The following is a 19,285-nucleotide window of genomic DNA, read 5'->3' on the forward strand; positions in this document are numbered from 1 at the left end:
AAGGCAACATCCATGCGTGTCACAAGCCTCCCCTTGCGCATCGGCATCCTGGTCGAGCAGAACGAGGGCTTCGAGAATTGGCAACTGATGGTCTTTGACCGGATCGTTGCGGATCCGAGATATGCCCTGACTGCCTTGCTCGTTCACCCCGCGCCCTATGGGGCCGGTCGGAGGTCCGTGTTCTTCAAGCTTGCCCATCGGCTGGAGCAGACGGCGTTCGGCCGTCAGGCGGCTTACAATCCGTGCAACTTCGATGCGCACAAGCAACGCATCGTGCCATTGGCATCAGCGGAACCTGGTGCGGCGCAGGCGCAAGTGGCGGAGCTTGGCCTCGACCTGGTGATCCGCATGACGCCGAATGGTCTTCCTGACGACGCCGTGCGCGAGTTGCCCTATGGCGAATGGGCGCTGTCCTTCTCCGATCAGAAATCGGGAGCGGGTGAGTGGTTCAGCTATCTCGAGGTTGCAACCGGCGCGCCGTCCGTGGACCTGGCGCTCTACGTTCGGCTCGGGGCGTCTGCCTCGTCCGTTGCAATTGCGTCGTCGTCCTTCAACATCAAGTTCAGCGCGGTCAGGAACATCAACTTCATCAAGGAGCGTGCGGCCACCCTTTTAGTGCGCGAACTCTCGCGGTTGGCCGATACAGGGGAACTGATCACCACGCCACTGCCGGCGCGCCGCCAAGCCTCGCCGCCGTCGATCGACGAATTGGCGCGATATCTCGGCATCCTGAGCGGTCATCTTGTCGGACGGGTGAAGAAGGCCGTGCAGCACAAGGCCGGGACAGGGGCTGCCGTCTGGACGCTCTTTACCGGCAGCGGCCGGATCGACGATTTCGAACCGGGCGGATCCGTCGAGATCCCACCGACGGCGACGGACATCAAGGCGGATCCGTTTCTGCTTCAGCATGAGGACGAATGCTACCTGTTCTACGAAGCCTATGCCGATGGCGACCGCAAGGCGCATATCGCGGTCGGTCGTTTTGACGGCGACCGGCTCGAGCCGGTGGGCGTAGCGCTGAATTGCGACTACCATCTGTCCTACCCGTTCGTCTTTCGCGACGGCGACGACATCTTCATGATGCCCGAGACACATCAATCCAAGCGCATCGAGATCTGGCGCTGCGTCGAATTTCCACTGAAGTGGGAGTTGCACGCAACGGCACTCAACGGTTTGTCCGCCGCAGACAGCATACTGACACGTCACGAGGGGCGGTGGTGGCTGTTTACGAACCTGTCGGAGTTTCACGCCTACGAGGACCATTGCAGCGAACTTCACGTCTTTGAAGTCGATGGACCGGGGCTGGCACGCATCACGCCGCACAAGCGCAATCCGGTGGTGCTCGGCAGCACGGTTGCGCGCAATGCCGGCCGTATTTTCGCGCGCGAAGGACGGGTCTTCCGCCCGTCGCAGCACAATGCGCACGGGATCTACGGCTATGGGCTGAACATCATGGAGATCGAACAACTGGACCTGGAGAACTACCGCGAACGGTGCATCAGGACGATCAAGCCCGATTTCAAGCCGGGCTTGCTCGGTTGCCACCACTTTGATGCGGCCGGGGATCGTTATGTGCTGGATGCGCGACTGACGCTTTGAGCGTCAGCACATCGTCATTCCAATAACGAAGATGCACGGCGTTGCCGAGGGTGAGCGCCGCCAACGTGCCGGCGAAACCCGTCGGCGTCGCGAGGTCGAACAGACTCCAGTTCAGCGGCGCGTCCTGATCACCATCCAGCGATTCGAGCTTTGGACGGGAGGTCGCGTCGACGGTCACGTCGAAGGAGTCGAGCGGTAGCGACAGCCCGGCGCCATGGGCCTTCACGAAGGCTTCCTTGCGCGTCCAGCAGCGATAAAACGCGTGCAGATAATCGTCGCCGCGGAATGCGGCCAGAGCCTCGCACTCGCGCTTCGAGAAGAAATGCTCCGCAATATCCTCCTTCAGAGGCTTGATCGCCTCGACGTCGATGCCGACAGGGTAATGGTCGGAAATCGCCAGCATCGCCACGTCCGCGCTGTGGCTGAGATTGAACTGCAGCAACTCCGATGCGCCGGCGATGCGCGGTTTGCCGAAGACGTTGCAGGAAAGACCGATGCGGTGCGGCGGAAGGTGGAGGTAGTGACCGAGCACCAGGCGCAGGCCGGCACGGCCGGCAATGAAACGTTGTCGATGTTCCGGATAGACGAAACGCGAGGCTCGCGCCCTTTCCTCGCCGCTCAATATCGGGAACAGGCGATCGATTTCCCGCTCGGTCTGGTCGAGGTTCCAGCGCCAGATATCGATAAAGTTGGGACCGATCCGGTCCAGACTAGGTCGCATAGACGAGGCTCCCCTTGGCGGCGGGCCGCTGGCGCACCATGCGTCGGGCGAAATAGGTCATGAGCGGCAAGGGATAGTTCTCGCCGAGCCCGATGCGGCACGTCCTCTTGAGAATATCGAGCGACCGCGGGCACATATCCGGGGCGTATTCAATCTTACGGGAGGTCCAGGCATAGGGGTTCATCTTGGGATTTGCCGTGCGTTGTTCGAGCACCGGCAGCCAGTTGCTGTAGACGTGGCGGCTGGAATCGTAGAGGCGGTAGACGCCGCGCTTGTTCTCGGCCGCAAAGGCCTGCGCCTCCTCGGCCGTGTCGAAGATGACATGCAGGCCGGCGGCATTGTCCTGATCGTTGTGCGGACCGATGCGCATCGCGTTGCTGGACGACAGGATCTCGGCAATTGCATCGTAGTGACGACGCATGCGGCGGATCATCGGATCCAGCTTCTTCAGCTGCACGTTGAGCATGGCGCCCTGGATCTGGCTGGCCTTGAGATTGATGCCGAGCATGGGCGGCTCGTTGGCATTGTCGAGATGGCCGCGAAACAGCGCGCCGATATCATGGTACATGCGCGCCCTGGCGAAGAGCCTGGGATCGTTGGTCACGACTGCGCCTCCTTCGCCGATATTGATGTTCTTGAACTGGTTGAAGCTGAAGGCGCCGGCGTCGCCGATCGTGCCGACGCGCACCCCCTTGTAAGGTAAGCCGACCGCCTGGCAGGCATCCTCGACGACGATGAGCCCGTGGTCGCGGGCGATTTGCATGATGCGCTCCATGTCGCACACCATGTTGGCCATGTGCACGGGAATGATGGCGCGCGTATAGGGGGTGATCTTTCGCAGGATATCTGCCGGATCCATCGTCAGGGTCTCGTCGATCTCTACGATGATGGGGACGGCACCGACGGCAAGTGCCGCGCCCGCCGTCGCAATCCAGGTGTAGGCAGGCACCAGCACTTCATCGCCCGGTCCGACGCCGGCTGCCGCAAGTGCTGCTATGAGCGCGCCGGTGCCACTGCTGACCGTCAGGACATGCTCGACGCCGAACTTGGCGGAAAAATCCGCTTCGAAACGCGTGAGTGGCCCGTTGCCGTCGCTGCTGAAGCGGGCCAGCTTGCCCGACGCAAACACAGGAGCAAGTGCCAGCCATTCTCTCATACCTACACGCGCCATGCCTCAGTCTCCGATCTTTGCCGGCTCTCCGCGCTCGCCGACCATCGGCGTCCAGGGATAAGGACAAATCGCCTGCTGGGTACCGGCCCCAATGATCAAGCCTAGTCGCCTCGCGGCACCGTTTCAAAATGGACATCCGGCCAGCTGCTGAACAAAGTGTGCAGGCTGCAACTAGCCGAAATCAGTAGTTGCCCTACTCCCCTATGCATATTGGGAGATTTCGGTGCGAAAGCGCTGGTGCTACGACCGGTATGTAGCACGCGGGAGTTCTTTTCATGCCGATCCGTGATCTCCGATCAGCCCCCACAGGCACTGAGTTTCGTCCTGATGTGGCCATCGTCGGCGGCGGTCCCGTCGGTCTGACGATCGCGCGTGAGCTCGCGAACAGCCGCTGCCGGGTGCTCGTCATCGAAAGCGGCAGTGCCGACTTCGAGGCAGCGCAGCAGACCTTGAATGCCGTCGAGAATGTCGGCGAGCCGATTGCCCGAGAGGGCGTCGAAAGCCCGGGCAGGGGATACAACGGCAGCCTCGCGTGGCTGAATGACATAGCGCCCTTCGAGTTGCGCAATCGAGGGCTCGGCGGCAGCACACATACCTGGATCGGTAAATGCGCAAGTTTCGACGAAATCGACTTTGAGCGCCGGTCCTGGCTGCCGGTGTCCGGTTGGCCGATGACCCGCGAAAGCCTGGCGCCGGCGCTCGATCGCGCGGCACAACTGCTCAATCTCGGGCCCAATCTCTACGACGAGAGGCTCTTTCGCCGGTTGCATTCGCCGCCGGACGAACTCGGCTTCGACCGTGATCTGCTTCGCCCATTCTTCTGGCAGTTCAGCCATGAACGTGATCAGCACGGCGAACCCATGCGCTTTGCCCATGTGGCAGCCGAGTTGGTCGCCCCGAACATCGATATCCTGACGCATGCCACGGTCACGCAGATCCAGCTCGATGCGAGCGGCAGGCGCGTCGCGTCGCTCGATCTGCGCAGTGTTGACGGTGGTTGTGCAACGGTGTGGCCCGAGACGGTCGTCCTCTGCGCCGGGGGCATCGAAAACGCTCGTCTGCTGCTGGCTTCCAGATCGCTGGCGGCGGGCGGTGTCGGCAACGCCAGGGATGTCGTAGGACGCTACCTTTCCGATCACCCGCGCTCGACACTTCTGCGCTTCGACCGGCCGGATATCGATGCCGTGGCCAGGCACTTCAATTTCTACGGTCTCGTGGATCACGGCAGGACCCAGTTCTATCTTCACGGCCTGCGCCTCAGTCCGACCGTGCAAAGACAGGAAGGGCTCGTCAATTGTGCGGCCTATCCCGTACAGATCCATTCACCCGGCGACCCCTGGGCCGCACTGAAACGGTTGATGCGGGGCGATCGCACGCGGATGGCGCGCGACCTGACCGTCGTCGCGCGGTCTCCCGGCTTTCTGGCAAAGGGCGCTTTCCGGCGGATGGTACAAAAACGAGGGATGATGCACAGATCCGACGAGCTGCGGTTCGATGTCATGGTCGAGCAGAAGCTCGATGCGGAGAGCCGCGTCACCCTGTCTGACCAAGTTGACCGGTACGGCGTGCCGATGCCGCGCGTCGCCTGGAAAATTGGCTCTACGGAGGTGCAGAGCGTCAAGCGGCTGGCGCGGGCATTGGTCTGCGAATTCGGGCGCAATGCGCTTCCCCAACCGCATCTGGTCGACTGGATTGCCTGGGACGAAGACGACAGAGCTGCGTTCACAGACATGGCGCACCCGTCCTGCACCACACGCATGGGCAGCGATCCGGCCACAAGCGTCGTCGATCCCGACGCAATGGTGCATGGTGTCGATGGGCTCTTTGTTGCCGGAAGCTCTGTCTTTTCCACGCCAGGTCACGCCAACCCGACCTTGATGATACTTGGCCTGGCGATGCGTCTTGCCGATCATCTGAAGATGCGATTGGAAAGGCGTTCGGTTCCTGTCGTGACACCGCGTGCGGTTGCCGAGGAAGCAGCCGTCGCCTCCGGAGCGTGACGCCAGACCCTTCCGGCGACAGTGCCGATCGGAAAATATGATGCACGGTGCCGTAACACTATAAATTTGCAGTATAATTCGTTGGGTCGAATCCAGTATGAGGACTTCGGCAGCACCGTTGCTCGTTCGTCATTGCAGCCGGAAATAGAAGCCGGCGCTTTCGCTCGGCCCCAACTCGGGATGTGTCTCGATCACATGTGCGAGTGACGGGATCGACCAGCGGTCGACAAGGCGATAGCCGAGCCTTTCGACGTCACTGCAAAAGACGTCTTCGTTGCGCATCTGGTAGGGCACGATTGCCTTGCCGATGCGCTCCAGCGTCACGACGGGGCTCCCCTTTCTCAGCGCCACCTTGTTGAGCAGGAGGTGGCGGGGCAGGGACGGCATCCGCCCCAGGAGGTCGGACAGCTGGATATCGAGATATTGCAGCAGTCCAGAGCCCAGAAACAACGGCACAGTGCCGGCATCGGCGATGCGCTCAACGAAATGCAGATTGTCGAGCTTGTCCTGCTCGGCCCTGCGCCGGCCCGCTTGCACGATGGCCGGCAGATCGTAGACCACCCAGCGGAAAGACCCGTCGAGGGAGAGAAGGTCGCGGAATGCCCGGTATTTCGTGCCCATATGTCCGCCGGCATCGACAAGACCGTCAACCTCACCCATCACCTGCCGCATCCAGAAAAGCACCGGGTAGTCCCAGGGGGCGACCTGGCACATCTTTTCGAAGGCGACCTCGGCGATCTCTTCGTGATCATAGCCGGCAAGTCCGTTGGAGCGGGCCGCCGCGATGGCGTCTTCGAAAGAACCATAGGCGCCGGTAAAACGCTGAGGGAAAGGCGAGAGATAGCGCAGCCGGCCGCTCGCTGCCTTCAACGGCGTCAGGGAGCGGTTGAGGCTGCGCACGGCGCTGCGCAAAAGCGGATAAGCGGTGTTCTTGATGTCGCTGGTCAGCACGATGCATCTCCCCTGATTGTCGCGCTTGCTTTGTCTGGTTTGTCCCTCATCCGTGACGGCCGAACGCGAAGATGGGCCGCAAGGCATCGCTCCATCGCTGCAAGATGGCCAGTGCCGCCACATATATCGCCGCGCCGGCGACCACCTGCAGCGCGATTGTCGACATCTGCCTGAGCGACGACGCTTCGGCTATCCGGCCGAACAGAAAGACGGCGGCCGCCATGGCGCAGACGGCGATTGCCACCAGGCCGCAGTCGCGAAGGACGCGGTTCCAGGCAAGTTCACCCTCGCGTGACTGCAGCCGCATCGAAATGTTGAACGAGAACACCGCGGCGACGCACTGTCCCAATGCTGTCGCAACCGCGCCGAACGGGGTCAGCAGAATGATCAGCCCGACGGAGATCGCGCCGTTCAACATGACGGCTTTCGGCATCCTGTGAATGTTGCCGCTCAGCGACAACAACGGCTCGGTCACATAGCCCGGGATCAGAAGTGTCTGTTTTGCGGCGAGAATTGCGACGAGGATCGCTGCCGGCGCCCATTTGTCACCCAGGACGACGTCGATGAGTTCTGCCGAAATCAGCGCGAGACCGAGATAGATCGGCGTCGAGATCGCCATCAGCACCGTCATGAAGGTCGTGGCTGTCGTCCCGATCGCCGCCCGGTCGACATCGCCCCTGTCTTTGCCGGCGGCGCGGCCGAAGAGGATCCAGGCCAGCATCCGGGCCGGTTCGCCCATCAGTTCGGAGAAGGCGGCAACGATCCGTTCGGCGGCGCGATAGTAGCCCGCCTCGGCCAGGCCGAGGAAGCTTCCGACCACCAGCGTGCCGGCGTAGGAACGGAAGAACACCACAAGCCGGTTGGCGACGATATGGCGCGAGAACTCCAGCACTTGGGCGGCGTATGCACGGTGCAGGCGCAGACGTGGCAGCCACCTTAGCATGATCATCGAGGCGGCAAGGATCGTCAGTTGTTGCGCCAATCGCCCGCAGATGAGCGCCACGATGTTCCACCCCAGCGAAAGCCCGCCGATCGCGACGAACAGCCCGATGATCTCGGCCGCAATGCGGATGATGGATTGGCTCTTCAGGCGCCCTTGTGAAATGAGAATGCCATCGTAAACCGTCGACAGCGACGCTGGTAGGTACCAGGAACTGAAGAGGGCGATCAGCAGCGCGTCCCAGCCGTGGCCCAGCGTGTACATGGTTGCAGCGGCAGAAAGGCCAAGGATCGTCGCAACAAGCCCGGATAGCATCGACAGGGTCGCAAGCTGATCGATGTCCGTCTTGTCGACGCCGCCTTTCATGATGAATTCGCCCCATCCACCCTCGGCGACCACAAGAACGAAAATGGCGAAGGAGGATGCGAAGGCAAAGAAGCCGAATTCGGCGGCCGCTAGCACATGCGCCGCAACGATGAAGATCGACAGTTGTGCGGCCTGTGAGATGACTTTGGCGCACAGCGCGGCAAAGCCGTCGCCGATCAGATGCGGTAAGCGCAATGAACTGGGGAAGACGGATGACACCCGTCGCAACGGGAGAGTTGCGGTCTCGAACCAGCGGGGCATCATTGCACCACGACTGGCGGTAAGCGGCATTGATGAGGTGGCGGGGGCGTGGGCGGCCCGATCGGGCGAGCGAACGTTTGTCCACCGACCTTCGGGAAAAAACCCCGGTTGCCTGAAAATTCGAAACTCGTACGGTATGGTGTGCGTTGAAACCGTGATTCGGGTCTTGCCCCGTTTGTACGGTAGGGTGTGTTATGGCACGGACTTTGGCGCCCGCCGTTCGCCTGAATTCGACGGCGTGTTGCAGACACGGAGAAGTCGGGGGTACGCGCGGGAGAGGGGAGCTCGCAGTCGATGTTGAGACGGATCTCGTTGGACAAAGAGGGCGCCATGACCAATCGGTCTTCATGGAACACGAAGCTGGCCATTCGCTGGTTCGTGGTCGTGCTGTGCCTTGTCTTCTGGGCGGCCGTGATCTTTTTCATCTGGTAAACGCCCCCGTCAGATCTCGTTTGTTGCAAAGAGGACGACGCCCACCGTTTTTACGATGATCACGATGTCGAGATAGATCGACCGAGACTGATAGTAGTCGATGTCGAACTGAACCCGCTCGTCATAGGTGGTCTCCGGCCGTCTTCGGACCTGCCACATGCCGGTGATGCCGGGCTTCAGGCTTGTGTAATAGTGCAGGTTCGGGCCGTATTTTTCCGTTTCTTCCAGCGAGATCGGGCGAGGTCCGACAAGGCTCATGTCGCCGCGCAGCACGTTGTAGAACTGCGGCAACTCATCGAGACAGGTCATCCTGAGGATCTTGCCGAGCCAATGGACGCGCGGGTCGCCGACGAGTTTGCGTTTTTCAGTCCACTCCCGGTTTCGTTCGGGGTCGTTGGCCAGAAGTTCGGCAAGCCTTTCCGCCGCATCACGGCGCATGGTTCTGAACTTGAGGCACTCGAACATTTTGCCCTGCGCACCGACGCGGGCTTGTCGGAAAATGATCGGTCGGCCATCGACGATGACGAGGGCTATCGCTATCAACGCGAGTGCCGGCGCAAGGAAGACGAGCGCCAGGACCGATACGGTCACGTCGATCAATCGCTTGGACCTGCTGCCGCGTCGTGCTGCGATGGTTCCGCGCGCGGTGTGTCCTTGACGTGCAGCGCCATCAGAAACAGACAGCATATCTCTCACCCCTCCCAACACCGTTCGCCTTTAACAGGCTGCCAGTGGGCGCCCGGATTTACAATCGATCCTGATGGGCAAGGCCTAGTCCAATGGAGGTACGCGCCGGGCAGGATTAATGCGCAGCCGGGTAAACCTGCTAATCGCGAAAGGGCCGTATGCCCGCCGGTTTCGCCAGATGAACGTGTCCCTTGCCGATCGATGGTTTGCAGCGACGAACGATGCCGTTTCATCGAACACCTCCATCATGCAGATCATGCGCGGTCCCAACTGTTGCCAGGCGCCGTCGCATGACATCGCTCGGGCTCCCGTTGGCGCGTTGCAGCACGCTCGCATAGAGAGCAATCAATTCGTCCGCCCAGGTTGCCGGTGAATGCGCGAGCCTGGCTGCCTCTCTCAGGCAGTTGTCGCTCATCCGATGCACCAATGCGTCGTCGGTGGCGATAGACTGCATCGCGGCTGCAAGATGTTCGACATCGGCAATCCGGAATTTGAGCCCACACCCCAGTGCGACGATCTCGTCGGCGAGCAATGCAGCGTCCGGCAGGATGACCGGTATGCCGCAAGAAACGGCTTCGAGCGCCGCAAGCCCGAACGGTTCCGGCACACGCGAGGAAACCACCACGGCGCGTGCGCTGCGAATAATATCCAGCATCTCGTCCTTGGTTTTCCAGCCGTGAACCGTTGCATCGGGAAACCGTGCTTCGATGAGCGCGCGCCCGGCACCGTCACCGATGAAGTGAAGCGGCAACCCGGCAAGCGTCGCCGCCTTGGCCGCATCCTCGAAGCCCTTTTCGGGTTCCAACCGGCCGACGAACACGAAGTTGCGGTTGGTCCAGGGCTGGAGCCCGGTGTCGACAAAGGGAAGGACTGGATTGCGGATCGTTTCGATCCGGGTGCCATCCATGCCGGCACGCTCGAAATAAGCGCGCATTCTCTCGTGCACGACGATGATGTTTGCGGGCATTCGCTTGGTTGGAAAGAACTGCTCCCGCAGCATGTGCCGCGCGGTGCGCCAGGCCTTCTCGTGCAGACCGCGTTTGTCGCATTGAGTCGTCAGGCAACGACCCGACATCGGCTTCAACTCGCAGACACGATGGGTCTGGAAATTGACGAAGCCGCCGTTGGGGCAGGCCAGGAAGTAATCGTGAGCGTGGAGAACGACGCGATCCCGCACGGGCGCGAGTGCTCGAAAAATGGCCGGCGACAGGATCTTCGACCAGCCATGGAGATGGTAGATCGTCGACGGCGTGTCGCGGCTGGAGATTAGCCCGCTCAGTCTCTCATAGACGGGCGGGTCGTAAAGGCCGAGACGCAGTGCGTCGCTTCGCCGCCGCTCCATCAGGGGAACGGCGTCGAGATTGATCGTATCGGCCGCCGGCTTGTTGGCTGGCGCGCCGTCGCCGGCAAAGAATGTCACCGGTATACCGCGCTGCTGAAGCAGTTCTGCCGACAGGATGGCGAGGTTCGTGGCGCCACCGACCCTGGTGGAGCGATCGTTGATGACGACGACGCGGTCTGGCGGCAGAGGAGCCATGATGTTACTCGAGCCTTTCGACGTTCTGCGGGGCGAGCCGACCGGTCAGCAGATCCACGACCGCGCGAGCATTGCCGCGCAGACGCCCTTTTCGATCGACCCACGGCTCCGGGTTCCAGACCTTGACGAAGTTCGCGATCAGGTTTCGCCCCATCTGGACGGTGGCGTGACGGATGCTCATCGTGTGCTTGCGCATCAGGTAGATGGGGTTGGCGATCTGCGAGTAGCCGAACTTGATTCCAGGGGTGCGGGCTTTCTTCGTTCCAAGGTGGACACCCAGCAGTCGGCTCGACCGAACGACACGCCCATGCTGGGCAACCAGGCGGCTGAAATCGACATCTTCGAGCCAGCCGTAGAGTGGCAGATTTTCGTCGAAGCGCAGCCCCGAGCGCCGGATCGCGGCGGTCCTTACAGCCATGTTGCAGCCGTAGGCGCTGTAGATCGGCGCGAAGGTCACCGGCAGATCCGGCCGAGACAATCCGGCCTCGATCATCTCAAGGCCATCGTCGACCGCGATGCCGGGGCCGATGATGCCATCGGCGATGACAGTGCCGGTGCACATGGCGACATCGGGCTGGCTGGCAAACAGCGCCACGAGTTCGCTGACATAGGACGGAGCCATCAGGAAATCGTCGTCAAGGAACAGAATGATATCGGCGCTTACTTCCGCCAGTATCCGGTTGCGTTGGCGGCAGAGGCCACGTTCGGACAGGATCACGGTGACAGGGCAGGCGAGCCCCTCGACACAGCGAGGGTCCATATCCTCCGGCGACGACAGGCAGACATAGATCGCGTCCGGTTGCCGGGACTGCCGGGCGATGAGCGGCAGGACAGCGGAGAGAATGTCGCTGCGGCCGCAGCTCGGTATGCCGATGGCGACCGTTAGCGGGCGAGCGGCGGGATGGTTATCCGTTGCCGGCGTCATTTCTTGAACTTGCGCCATTGTTTTCGGTCCCAGCGAATGTTGGTCCGGCGAGGGCCGTCGCTTCTGTTGGAGATCACACCGAGCAACGCGACACGCGATTTGCCGAATGTCGACAGGGCCTCGCCGAGCCGTTCGACAGTCATCTTGTCGGATTGTCCGAGAACCACGACGATGCCGTCGAGATAGGTGCAGATCACGCGCGTGTCGGCTGAATCTTCGAAGCCGGACATGTCGACGATGATCACCTTGTAGCGTTGTCTCAGCAGTTCGAGTTCCGATTTCAGCGCCGGCAGGTGGCCGTAGCGTTGATGTCCGACCGCGGCCTTGCGCGTCTGTTCGACGGTCAGAACCGGAACGCAGCGCACCGCCTTGCCGTCGAATTCCTCGACGTGTTGTTGTCCCTCGCTCGACCTGCGCCTGGAATATTGGCCGGGAATGCCGAGGATCCGCAGGCTCTCCATGCCGAAGCCCGCGCCGTCCTCGGTGGCGACGCGGCTGAGGCGCGAGCCGATGAAATCCGCATCGACCAGCAGGACCGATGTGCCTTCGTTCATGTAGAGTTGGGCGAGGTTGGCCGCAATCGTGGTCTTGCCTTCGCCGGGGCCGACCGATGTGACCCCGATGACTGCCGATGCATTGGCGGGGAACGCCGAATCGACGGAATTCTTCACGCCGCGCAAGGCCTCGGAGAACCGCGAATAGGGCATGTCCAGGACCGATCTGAGCGGCAGCATCGTGGAGGCGATTGGAGGCTGATGCGGGCGGGGGCTGCTTCTGAACATCGGCACGTGGCCGAGCGAGGTAATGCCGAGTTCGGCGCGCAGGCGTTCGCTGGAGCTGACGCGTCGGTCGAGGCCGTCACGCAGCACCGACAACATGAGGCCGGTCGCCAATCCGAACATCAGGGAGAACGGCATGATCGTCGAGGGCTTCGGCCAGGTCTTTCCCAAGGGCGCCGTTGCCGCCGTCACGATACGTGCCTTGCCGAGTGGAAAGGACTGCTTCTGCAGCGCGCCGATGAGCTGCTGAAGAATACCCTCGTACATGTTGCGATAGGTCGTCGCGCGGCTTTCCATCTCGGACAGTTCGACGCGTGCAACGTTCTTGCCGGCACCCGTCGCGGTCAGATTGGCAAGCTCGCTTTCGAGCAGCTTTTCGCGGGTCTTGGCGATCTCGACATTCGACTTGTAGAACTGTTCGATGCGCAGGAATTCGTTGCGAAGAGAGGCATCGAGCCGCGCAATGTCTGCCTCGGCGGCGGTAATTGCGGGGTTTCCGCTGTCGTATCGCGTCTTGAGATTGTCGAGCTTGGCTTTCGCCAGGCGCATTTCTTCGTTGAGCTTCTGGATTTGCGGATTGTCGAGGCTGTCGTTGACGCTGCCGATCATCGTGTCTTGCGACATGAGCTGCTGCAGCGTCATCAGCTTGGCCGTATCGGCCGCCGTCGCAGCGCGCGCTGCGAGCATCTGGCTGCTGAGTTCGGAAAGCTGCTGCTGGTCGAGCGTCGACGCGGTGCCAACCGTCGTGATGTCGTTCTTGGCGCGAAACTCTTCCACAGTCATGGCGGCCGCGCGTGCCTGCGCGCCGACTTCGATCAGGCGACTTTCGAGCCACTTGGCGCCACTTCGTGCGGCGTCGGATCTCTCGTTCATGCCCGTGCGGATGTAGGCGCCGGCGATGGCGTTGGCCGTTTTCGCCGCCTTCTGTGGATCCGTGGACGAATAGCCGATCTCGAGCACGTAGGATTGGCCAACGCGCCGCACGGTAACACGCGAAAGAAACGCAGCCATCGTGCGCCGCATCAGATACTCGTCGTCGGCCGCATCATTGTCGGCGTTCTTGGTGCTTGCGGAGAACAGCGAGCCGATCATGCCCCGGATCGAGACGCCGCCGCCGACGATCTCCGGGTCGTTGGTCAGGTCGAGCTGTTCGATGACGGCGCGGGCAATCGCTTCGGATTTGACGATTTCGACTTCGCTGGCGATCTCGGCCGCTTCGATGATGATCGTTCCGGTCGAGGCATCCTGCGATGCGATGCGCCCCTGTTCCGGGTCAATCACCAGACGGACGGTCGCAGTAAAGGTCGGTGCCGTGTTGAGGATGTAGAACGCGCCGAGCGCAAGGCCGATCAGGCCACAAATCCCGATACGAACGAGGTGACGCCGCAGGAAGTCGGAAACATCGCGGAAGGATATGCTCTCCTGGCCGGCCGAACGCTTGGCCTCGAAATTCTCATCCATCACGATTTTTGAGATGTCATGCACGACCATTTGTGTTCCCCACGAAGTTCACTGCGCTTCAACCGATCTGCCGCTGCTACTGGGACTGTTCTATGCCGACCGACGTCAGAAGTTTCTTGTCCAGCGCTGCCGTCAGCGCCGAGCGCACGTCGAGCACGTCGCCCGGCACGAGCAGAGTTGCTTCCGTGACCTTCACGGCCGGTTCGGTGCCACCGCCATGGGTGATCCAGTACTCCAGCGGCTCAAGGTCCATCGCCTTCATGTCGGCGAAGCGGGAGAGCGAGGCGCCGTTGATCTGCAGCAGCTGCAGCGTCGTGCTTCGTTTGAGCTTCAGATCCTCGATCGCGGCTTCCGTCGTCTGCAGGTCGCGGCCGGCCTCCGTGCGGCGCTGCCCCTGCAAGGTCACCGCGTCGCGCTCGGTTTCGCTCAGCTTCTGCTTGGCGCGCATGGCGGCGACCTGAAGGTCGAGCTTGTCGCTCTGCAGCTCGGCGACGATGCGCTCGAGTGCCGTCTGGCGCGACTTCGTCACCGTCTGGTCACTCACCAGTTTCGATACGCCTTTGAGTTCGTCCTGGGAAATGTCGATCTGGTGCTGCTGGACTGTCGTCTTTTCATCGAGCACGTCGATTTCGTTCTTGAGCAGCGTGCCGAGCTCGGAAAGGGAATCGAGTTGCCGGCGCATGGCCTCGAGCCGGGCGTCGAAGAGCGTGCTTTCGTCGCGCACGATCTGCTGGATGGCGGCGCCATCGGCAGCCTTGAGCGCCTGGGGAAATTCGATCTTGGCGCTGTCGGTGAACTCGGCCCTCAGCCGGGCGCGACGGGCGGCCAGCTGCATCATCTCGAGTTCCATCCGGTTCAATTCGCCGGTGTAGCGGATCTGCTCCATGTCCGAGTAGCCGCCGGCAGGGTTCGTGCGGCGTTCGCGTCCACCGGCCATGGCCACCGCCTGCATCACTGTCATGCCGGGCCGGAATTCGAGTTCGCTCGGCCGATCGACCAGCCCCGTGACGTAGATCATCGGGTAACGGACAACTTCGACGGATGTCTCCGGCGCCTTGCTGAGGCCGGTGCGCTCCTTCAGGAGATCGGCGATGGTGGCCGCCAGTTCCGAGGGCGTTCTATCCCTGGCCTTGACTTCGCCGACCAGCGGAACCGAGATCGTGCCGGCGGGCGAGACGACATATTCGCCGTTGAGCGCCGTCCATTCCTTGTATTCTCCTGTCGAGGCGACCCACTCGACGATCGCGACCTTGACCCTCGTTTGAGGTTGCAGGCGGAACACGGGCTCGGCTTGCGCCTGCTGGAGTGGAGCCAAAGCGCTTAAGCCTATCGCAAGACAGAGAGTCGAGGCACGGCCAAGGCACGACAGGCGATACGAAAGACTGTGATCGGCATGGGGCATGGGGCCTCGCAGATGTTCCTGCGCGCCGCGGTGCTGGACAGTTCAGCTTGGCGTGGCGCGTCGGATTGATTGTCGGCCCAAAACGTTCGAGGTAAATTCCCTGCGGTCTAATCGCGGCTAATCCCTTTAGGGGAGCAATTCTAAACCGGCGGCACCATCGGATAGGGTTGCCCCGGCCGATGGTTAAACACCGGTCGGCCTGCACCGACCCCTAAACCTTTCGAGTAGGACGATCGTTCCTTCGGATGCACTGCCGGACCGATCTTGGCGCTGTGCACGCGAGGTCCGTCTGCCCCATGCTGCGGCAGGATCGTTGCAGTAGGGGAGCGCCATGCGCGTCGCAATCGTTCATTATTGGCTGGTATCGATGCGGGGTGGGGAGAAGGTGATCGAGGCACTATGCGATCTCTATCCCGAGGCCGACATCTTCACTTTGGTTTATGATCCGGGCCGCGTGTCGGACACGATCAAGAAGCACAAGGTCACTTCGTCGTTCCTGCAGCGCATTCCCGGTGCCATCGGGCATTATCAATCGCTGTTGCCGCTGATGCCCTTCGCGCTCGAAAGTCTCGATCTCAGCGGTTACGACCTGATCATTTCGAGCGAATCCGGACCGGCGAAGGGGATCATCCCGCCGCCGCATGCAGCCCATATCTGCTATTGCCACTCGCCCATGCGCTACCTTTGGGATCACTATCACGCCTATCGGTCGAGTGCTGGCCTCCTGTCGCGGATGATGATGCCGGTTCTGGCGCCGATGCTGCGGACCTGGGACGTCAACACCAGCATGCGGGTGGACCGTTTTGTCGCCAACTCGCATCACGTGGCAGCACGCATCAGCAAATACTATCGGCGCCCGGCAACCGTGGTCTATCCGCCCGTCAGCACCGAGGACTTTGCGCCCTCGACCCAGATCGAGGACTTCTACCTCTGCGCCGGCCAGATCGTTCCCTACAAGCGGATCGACCTGGCCGTAGAAGCCTTCACGAAAATGGGCAAGAACCTGGTCGTGATCGGCGACGGCAAGGAACAGGATATCGCCAGGCTCAAGCGGATCGCCGGCCCGACCGTCACGTTCCTTGGTCGCGCACCCTTTGCCGTGCTGAAGGAAAAGCTCGCCCGCTGTCGCGCCCTGGTTTTTCCCGGCGAGGAAGACTTCGGCATCGTGCCTGTCGAAGCTATGGCAAGCGGCCGCCCGGTCATCGCCTTTGGCGCCGGTGGAGCGCTCGAGACCGTCGTGCCCAATCTGACGGGCATGCTTTTCGAACAGCAGAGCGTCGATGCTTTGATCAAGACGATCTACGCCTTCGAGGCACGGGAAGACGCGTTCCGCCCCGACGTCATCAGGGCGCACACGGCGCAGTTCAGCGTCAGGAAATTCAAGGCCGGCATGCAGGCCGTGATCGACGACGAGCTTCGCCTGCGCCGTGCTTTGCCGTTCGGTGACGGAAAGCTGGCGATCGGCGGTTTCCAGATGCGTGAGCCCGAAAGCGCCACGCCGCTGCATTGAGCCCGCGCGGCACCTGGGATTGGCTGCCAACCGGCACGAACGACTGGGGTGCAACGTTCAAACGGGAGTTGCCGACGCGCCGCATGGGCTTGCTGTCGGCGGGAAGAGGTGAGCATGCGTTTTCTTGTTCGTCGACTGGAGGCCTTCAACCGGGATGAGTTGTCCGCGTGGCGGGGCGCTCAGCCGCTGCCGACCAAGGCCGTGCTTTTCGTGCCGCGCCTCGTCGAACTCCTGGTGATGTATGCCATTGGCCTGATCGCCCTTGCCGCAATCGTCCTCTTGATGGCGATCGGGTGGGTGATGGGTCTCGACCGCAAGACGCCCTCGCGTACTGGCTTCTGAAACGCGGGGGAATAACCGCTCATTCCTTTTTCAAGGCCACCGTGCGGTGAGATTTTCTCACCACACCGGTCCCGGGCATCAGCAATCCTGTGTGTACTTGGCCGCAGCTGCCTCTAGGCGGGTGTTCTCCCGGAGCAACAGTCCGCTGCAAAATTCAATGCCGGGCCCCGCGTCCGGCGCGGTGCCTTCGAAATGTCCGATCGGCGTTCAACTGTGACGCCTCTGCAGCTCGATTCTTTTGCCGGAAGACCGAGTGCTGTTGATCAATAACGACCCGAAAAGGAGCGAACACATGAAAAAGACCCTTGCGATGGCGCTTGCCGCCGCCTCCCTGGCGTCTGCCGGTGCGTGGGCTGTCAATGCTGCGGACTTGCCGACCTACAAGGAAACCTACAGGGAGCCGGACGCGCGCAACGGCGTGAAGATCGGTTACCTCGATTGCAACATTGCCGGCGGTGCCGGCTATGTGCTGGGATCTGCCAAGGAAGTCGAGTGCGTCTTCCGTTCGACCGTCGGTGCCGAGGCTTCCGATCATTATGCCGGCGCGATCCGCAAGCTTGGCGTGGATGTCGGCTTCACCACCCGCAGCCGGCTGATCTGGGCTGTGTTTGCCCCGACGGCCGGCTACCACCAGGGTGCGCTCAGCGGTATCTACAAGGGCGCGACGGCCGAAGCGACGCTTGGCGCCGGCGTCGGGGCCAACATCCTCATCGGCGGCACGGCTGGTGCCATCCACCTGCAGACGGTCAGCGTCACGGGCCAGCTCGGTCTCAATGTTGCCGCCACCGGCACATCGATGACGCTCACCTCGGTGAACTGATCTTGTTTTCGATCGGCGCGCGGCTCTGCTGCGCGCCGATGCCTGCTCGGCGTCCGTGCATTTCCGGATCGTCGATCTGCCCAGCTGAGGCTTGCGACGGTAACACCCTCGTGCGACCGCGCTTGAGCGCTGGTCCTCCCAGGTGCCACGGCATCCCACCCAATTTCCCAATTTGCGAGCTCTCGTCACTACGAGCGAGTGCTTACACTAACCGCGCCTGGCGCTCGGTGTTTTCGATTGCACAGCAAGGTCTGAGCGTGGGCGGGTTTTTCTCTCAAGCCGGCGCGAAATAGAAACGCATTTCTTATAATGCATATTGTCTATGTGTTTTATAGATTAATGGCGACCGACGGCGGCGCCGAGACAATCTGGAACACGTGGCATGTCCTATCTTCTCAGCCTTCTCGACAAGAGCCCCATCGATCCCGGCAGTACCGCCACCGACGCGCTGCAGACGACCGCCCGGCTGGCAGCGAAAGCGGAGGAGTGGGGTTATCACCGCTTCTGGCTGGCCGAGCATCACAACATGGCCGGCCTTGCAAGTTCGGCACCCGAAACGCTGATCGCCTACCTGCTGGCGCGCACGTCCAAGATTCGCATCGGATCCGGCGGCGTTATGCTGCAGCATTACAGCGCCTACAAGGTCGCCGAAACATTCAATCTTCTGGCGTCGCTTGCACCGGGACGGGTCGATCTTGGCGTCGGCAAGGCGCCGGGTGGCTTTCCACTCTCGACGCGGGCGCTGCAGATCGGCATCGACCCCGAGCGCAAGCCGGGTTTTGCCGAACAGCTGAGCGACCTCAACCACTATCTCGCGCCCGGCAGGACCGAAGAGGCAGACTTGCTGGCAACGCCGTTGCCGGCGCAACCGCTGGAGCGGTTCCTGCTCGGCGCCAGTGTCGAAAGTGCTGAGCTTGCCGCCGCGAAAGGCTGGCAGCTGGTGTTTGCCGCGCATCTGAACGGCGATCCTGAGAACCTCGAGCGAACGGTTGCAGCCTACGAGCGTGCGACGGGCGGCGGACGCCCTATCCTGGCGGTCGCGGCGCTGGCGGCCGAAAGCGAAGAGCGTGCCCGCGAGCGTGTCGCAGGCCTTCGCATTTTCAAGGTTTTCCTCGGCAACGGCCAGAGCGTCAATGTCGGCAGCGAGGAGCAGGCGGCCGAATTCGCGCGTCAGGCCGGTGTCAGCGATTACCGGGTGGAGGAAAAGAGCCCAAGCGTGCTGCACGGGACGCCACGTCAGGTGCGCCAGGAGCTCGATGCGCTTCATCGCCGCTACGGCGTCAAGGAATTCGTGATCGACACGCCGGCGCTTCCAGCGGCCGAGCGCTTCGCATCGATCGAACTCATCGCAAGAGAGCGGCTTTCGCTCGTCGCCTGAACA

General features: G+C 61.9%; 15 protein-coding genes. 6 read left to right on the top strand and 9 right to left on the bottom strand.

Translation table 11 applies throughout. The features are described 5' to 3' along the window. Positions 1 to 12 precede the first annotated feature (12 nt). Positions 13 to 1,599 carry a glucosamine inositolphosphorylceramide transferase family protein gene (locus AC07UR_RS21735; protein WP_173423285.1) on the top strand — a complete coding sequence of 529 codons (1,587 nt, stop codon included), beginning with the start codon at positions 13 to 15 and terminating at the stop codon, positions 1,597 to 1,599. Here the strand turns inward: AC07UR_RS21735 and AC07UR_RS21740 are convergent. Then, complete coding sequence (locus tag AC07UR_RS21740; RefSeq protein WP_234941776.1) at positions 1,520 to 2,320, bottom strand: 4'-phosphopantetheinyl transferase family protein; 801 nt, start codon at positions 2,318 to 2,320, stop codon at positions 1,520 to 1,522. The two genes, AC07UR_RS21735 and AC07UR_RS21740, sit on opposite strands and share 80 nt — an antisense overlap. Next, positions 2,310 to 3,491, bottom strand: a complete 1,182-nt coding sequence (locus tag AC07UR_RS21745; protein WP_173423284.1) for a DegT/DnrJ/EryC1/StrS family aminotransferase — start codon at positions 3,489 to 3,491, stop codon at positions 2,310 to 2,312. Before AC07UR_RS21745 ends, AC07UR_RS21740 begins: the two co-directional genes overlap by 11 nt. A gap of 275 nt (positions 3,492 to 3,766) precedes the next feature. On the opposite strand from AC07UR_RS21745, the gene AC07UR_RS21750 reads away from it, so the two are divergent. Next, complete coding sequence (locus AC07UR_RS21750) at positions 3,767 to 5,491, top strand: FAD-dependent oxidoreductase (protein ID WP_209790173.1); 1,725 nt, start codon at positions 3,767 to 3,769, stop codon at positions 5,489 to 5,491. 129 nt (positions 5,492 to 5,620) lie between these two features. On the opposite strand, the gene AC07UR_RS21755 is transcribed toward AC07UR_RS21750, so the two are convergent. From AC07UR_RS21755 to AC07UR_RS21785, 7 genes are all read right to left on the bottom strand, one after another. Beyond that, positions 5,621 to 6,442: a methyltransferase, TIGR04325 family gene (locus AC07UR_RS21755; protein ID WP_327795841.1), complete on the bottom strand. Its 822-nt coding sequence runs from the start codon at positions 6,440 to 6,442 to the stop codon at positions 5,621 to 5,623. Between the two features lie 46 nt (positions 6,443 to 6,488). Then, positions 6,489 to 8,009: an oligosaccharide flippase family protein gene (locus AC07UR_RS21760; RefSeq protein WP_209790171.1), complete on the bottom strand. Its 1,521-nt coding sequence runs from the start codon at positions 8,007 to 8,009 to the stop codon at positions 6,489 to 6,491. A 441-nt stretch (positions 8,010 to 8,450) separates the two neighbouring features. Next, entirely contained in the window at positions 8,451 to 9,128 is a 678-nt protein-coding gene (locus tag AC07UR_RS21765) for a sugar transferase (RefSeq protein ID WP_173423280.1), read from the bottom strand. Positions 9,129 to 9,357: 229 nt separating this feature from the next. Continuing rightward, on the bottom strand, positions 9,358 to 10,665 hold the full coding sequence (locus AC07UR_RS21770) for a glycosyltransferase family 4 protein (protein WP_209790170.1): 1,308 nt from the start codon (positions 10,663 to 10,665) through the stop codon (positions 9,358 to 9,360). Between the two features lie 4 nt (positions 10,666 to 10,669). Further along, positions 10,670 to 11,608, bottom strand: a complete 939-nt coding sequence (locus AC07UR_RS21775) for a glycosyltransferase family 2 protein (protein ID WP_234941775.1) — start codon at positions 11,606 to 11,608, stop codon at positions 10,670 to 10,672. Next, entirely contained in the window at positions 11,587 to 13,860 is a 2,274-nt protein-coding gene (locus tag AC07UR_RS21780; RefSeq protein WP_173423278.1) for a GumC family protein, read from the bottom strand. The genes AC07UR_RS21775 and AC07UR_RS21780 overlap by 22 nt, the downstream gene beginning before the upstream one ends. 46 nt (positions 13,861 to 13,906) lie before the next feature. Beyond that, the gene (locus AC07UR_RS21785) at positions 13,907 to 15,145 is read right to left on the bottom strand and encodes a polysaccharide biosynthesis/export family protein (protein WP_234903108.1); all 1,239 of its coding nucleotides are present in this window, start codon (positions 15,143 to 15,145) and stop codon (positions 13,907 to 13,909) included. A gap of 418 nt (positions 15,146 to 15,563) precedes the next feature. Between AC07UR_RS21785 and AC07UR_RS21790 the strand changes: the two genes are divergently transcribed. The 4 genes from AC07UR_RS21790 to AC07UR_RS21805 all read left to right on the top strand — a co-directional run bounded on the left by AC07UR_RS21790 (position 15,564) and on the right by AC07UR_RS21805 (position 19,282). Then, the gene (locus AC07UR_RS21790; RefSeq protein WP_209790169.1) at positions 15,564 to 16,742 is read left to right on the top strand and encodes a glycosyltransferase; all 1,179 of its coding nucleotides are present in this window, start codon (positions 15,564 to 15,566) and stop codon (positions 16,740 to 16,742) included. Positions 16,743 to 16,856: 114 nt separating this feature from the next. Further along, positions 16,857 to 17,084 (top strand): hypothetical protein, encoded by a 228-nt coding sequence (locus tag AC07UR_RS21795; protein WP_209790168.1) that lies wholly within the window; start codon positions 16,857 to 16,859, stop codon positions 17,082 to 17,084. Positions 17,085 to 17,376: 292 nt separating this feature from the next. Next, positions 17,377 to 17,904 carry a DUF992 domain-containing protein gene (locus tag AC07UR_RS21800; RefSeq protein WP_209790167.1) on the top strand — a complete coding sequence of 176 codons (528 nt, stop codon included), beginning with the start codon at positions 17,377 to 17,379 and terminating at the stop codon, positions 17,902 to 17,904. A 382-nt stretch (positions 17,905 to 18,286) separates the two neighbouring features. Continuing rightward, positions 18,287 to 19,282 (top strand): LLM class flavin-dependent oxidoreductase, encoded by a 996-nt coding sequence (locus tag AC07UR_RS21805; protein ID WP_209790166.1) that lies wholly within the window; start codon positions 18,287 to 18,289, stop codon positions 19,280 to 19,282. Positions 19,283 to 19,285 lie beyond the last annotated feature (3 nt).

Source organism: Ensifer sp. GW821-FHT05G01 (assembly GCF_059419585.1).

What these genes read in the sequence shown, in the direction of transcription:
- AC07UR_RS21770 (WP_209790170.1), bottom strand. Translation starts at nt 10,665, where the DNA reads ATGGCTCCTCTGCCGCCAGACCGCGTCGTCGTCATCAACGATCGCTCC.
- AC07UR_RS21750 (WP_209790173.1), top strand. Translation starts at nt 3,767, where the DNA reads ATGCCGATCCGTGATCTCCGATCAGCCCCCACAGGCACTGAGTTTCGT.
- AC07UR_RS21780 (WP_173423278.1), bottom strand. Translation starts at nt 13,860, where the DNA reads ATGGTCGTGCATGACATCTCAAAAATCGTGATGGATGAGAATTTCGAG.
- AC07UR_RS21795 (WP_209790168.1), top strand. Translation starts at nt 16,857, where the DNA reads ATGCGTTTTCTTGTTCGTCGACTGGAGGCCTTCAACCGGGATGAGTTG.
- AC07UR_RS21800 (WP_209790167.1), top strand. Translation starts at nt 17,377, where the DNA reads ATGAAAAAGACCCTTGCGATGGCGCTTGCCGCCGCCTCCCTGGCGTCT.
- AC07UR_RS21765 (WP_173423280.1), bottom strand. Translation starts at nt 9,128, where the DNA reads ATGCTGTCTGTTTCTGATGGCGCTGCACGTCAAGGACACACCGCGCGC.
- AC07UR_RS21740 (WP_234941776.1), bottom strand. Translation starts at nt 2,320, where the DNA reads ATGCGACCTAGTCTGGACCGGATCGGTCCCAACTTTATCGATATCTGG.
- AC07UR_RS21790 (WP_209790169.1), top strand. Translation starts at nt 15,564, where the DNA reads ATGCGCGTCGCAATCGTTCATTATTGGCTGGTATCGATGCGGGGTGGG.
- AC07UR_RS21735 (WP_173423285.1), top strand. Translation starts at nt 13, where the DNA reads ATGCGTGTCACAAGCCTCCCCTTGCGCATCGGCATCCTGGTCGAGCAG.
- AC07UR_RS21745 (WP_173423284.1), bottom strand. Translation starts at nt 3,491, where the DNA reads ATGGCGCGTGTAGGTATGAGAGAATGGCTGGCACTTGCTCCTGTGTTT.
- AC07UR_RS21805 (WP_209790166.1), top strand. Translation starts at nt 18,287, where the DNA reads ATGTCCTATCTTCTCAGCCTTCTCGACAAGAGCCCCATCGATCCCGGC.
- AC07UR_RS21760 (WP_209790171.1), bottom strand. Translation starts at nt 8,009, where the DNA reads ATGCCCCGCTGGTTCGAGACCGCAACTCTCCCGTTGCGACGGGTGTCA.
- AC07UR_RS21775 (WP_234941775.1), bottom strand. Translation starts at nt 11,608, where the DNA reads ATGGCGCAAGTTCAAGAAATGACGCCGGCAACGGATAACCATCCCGCC.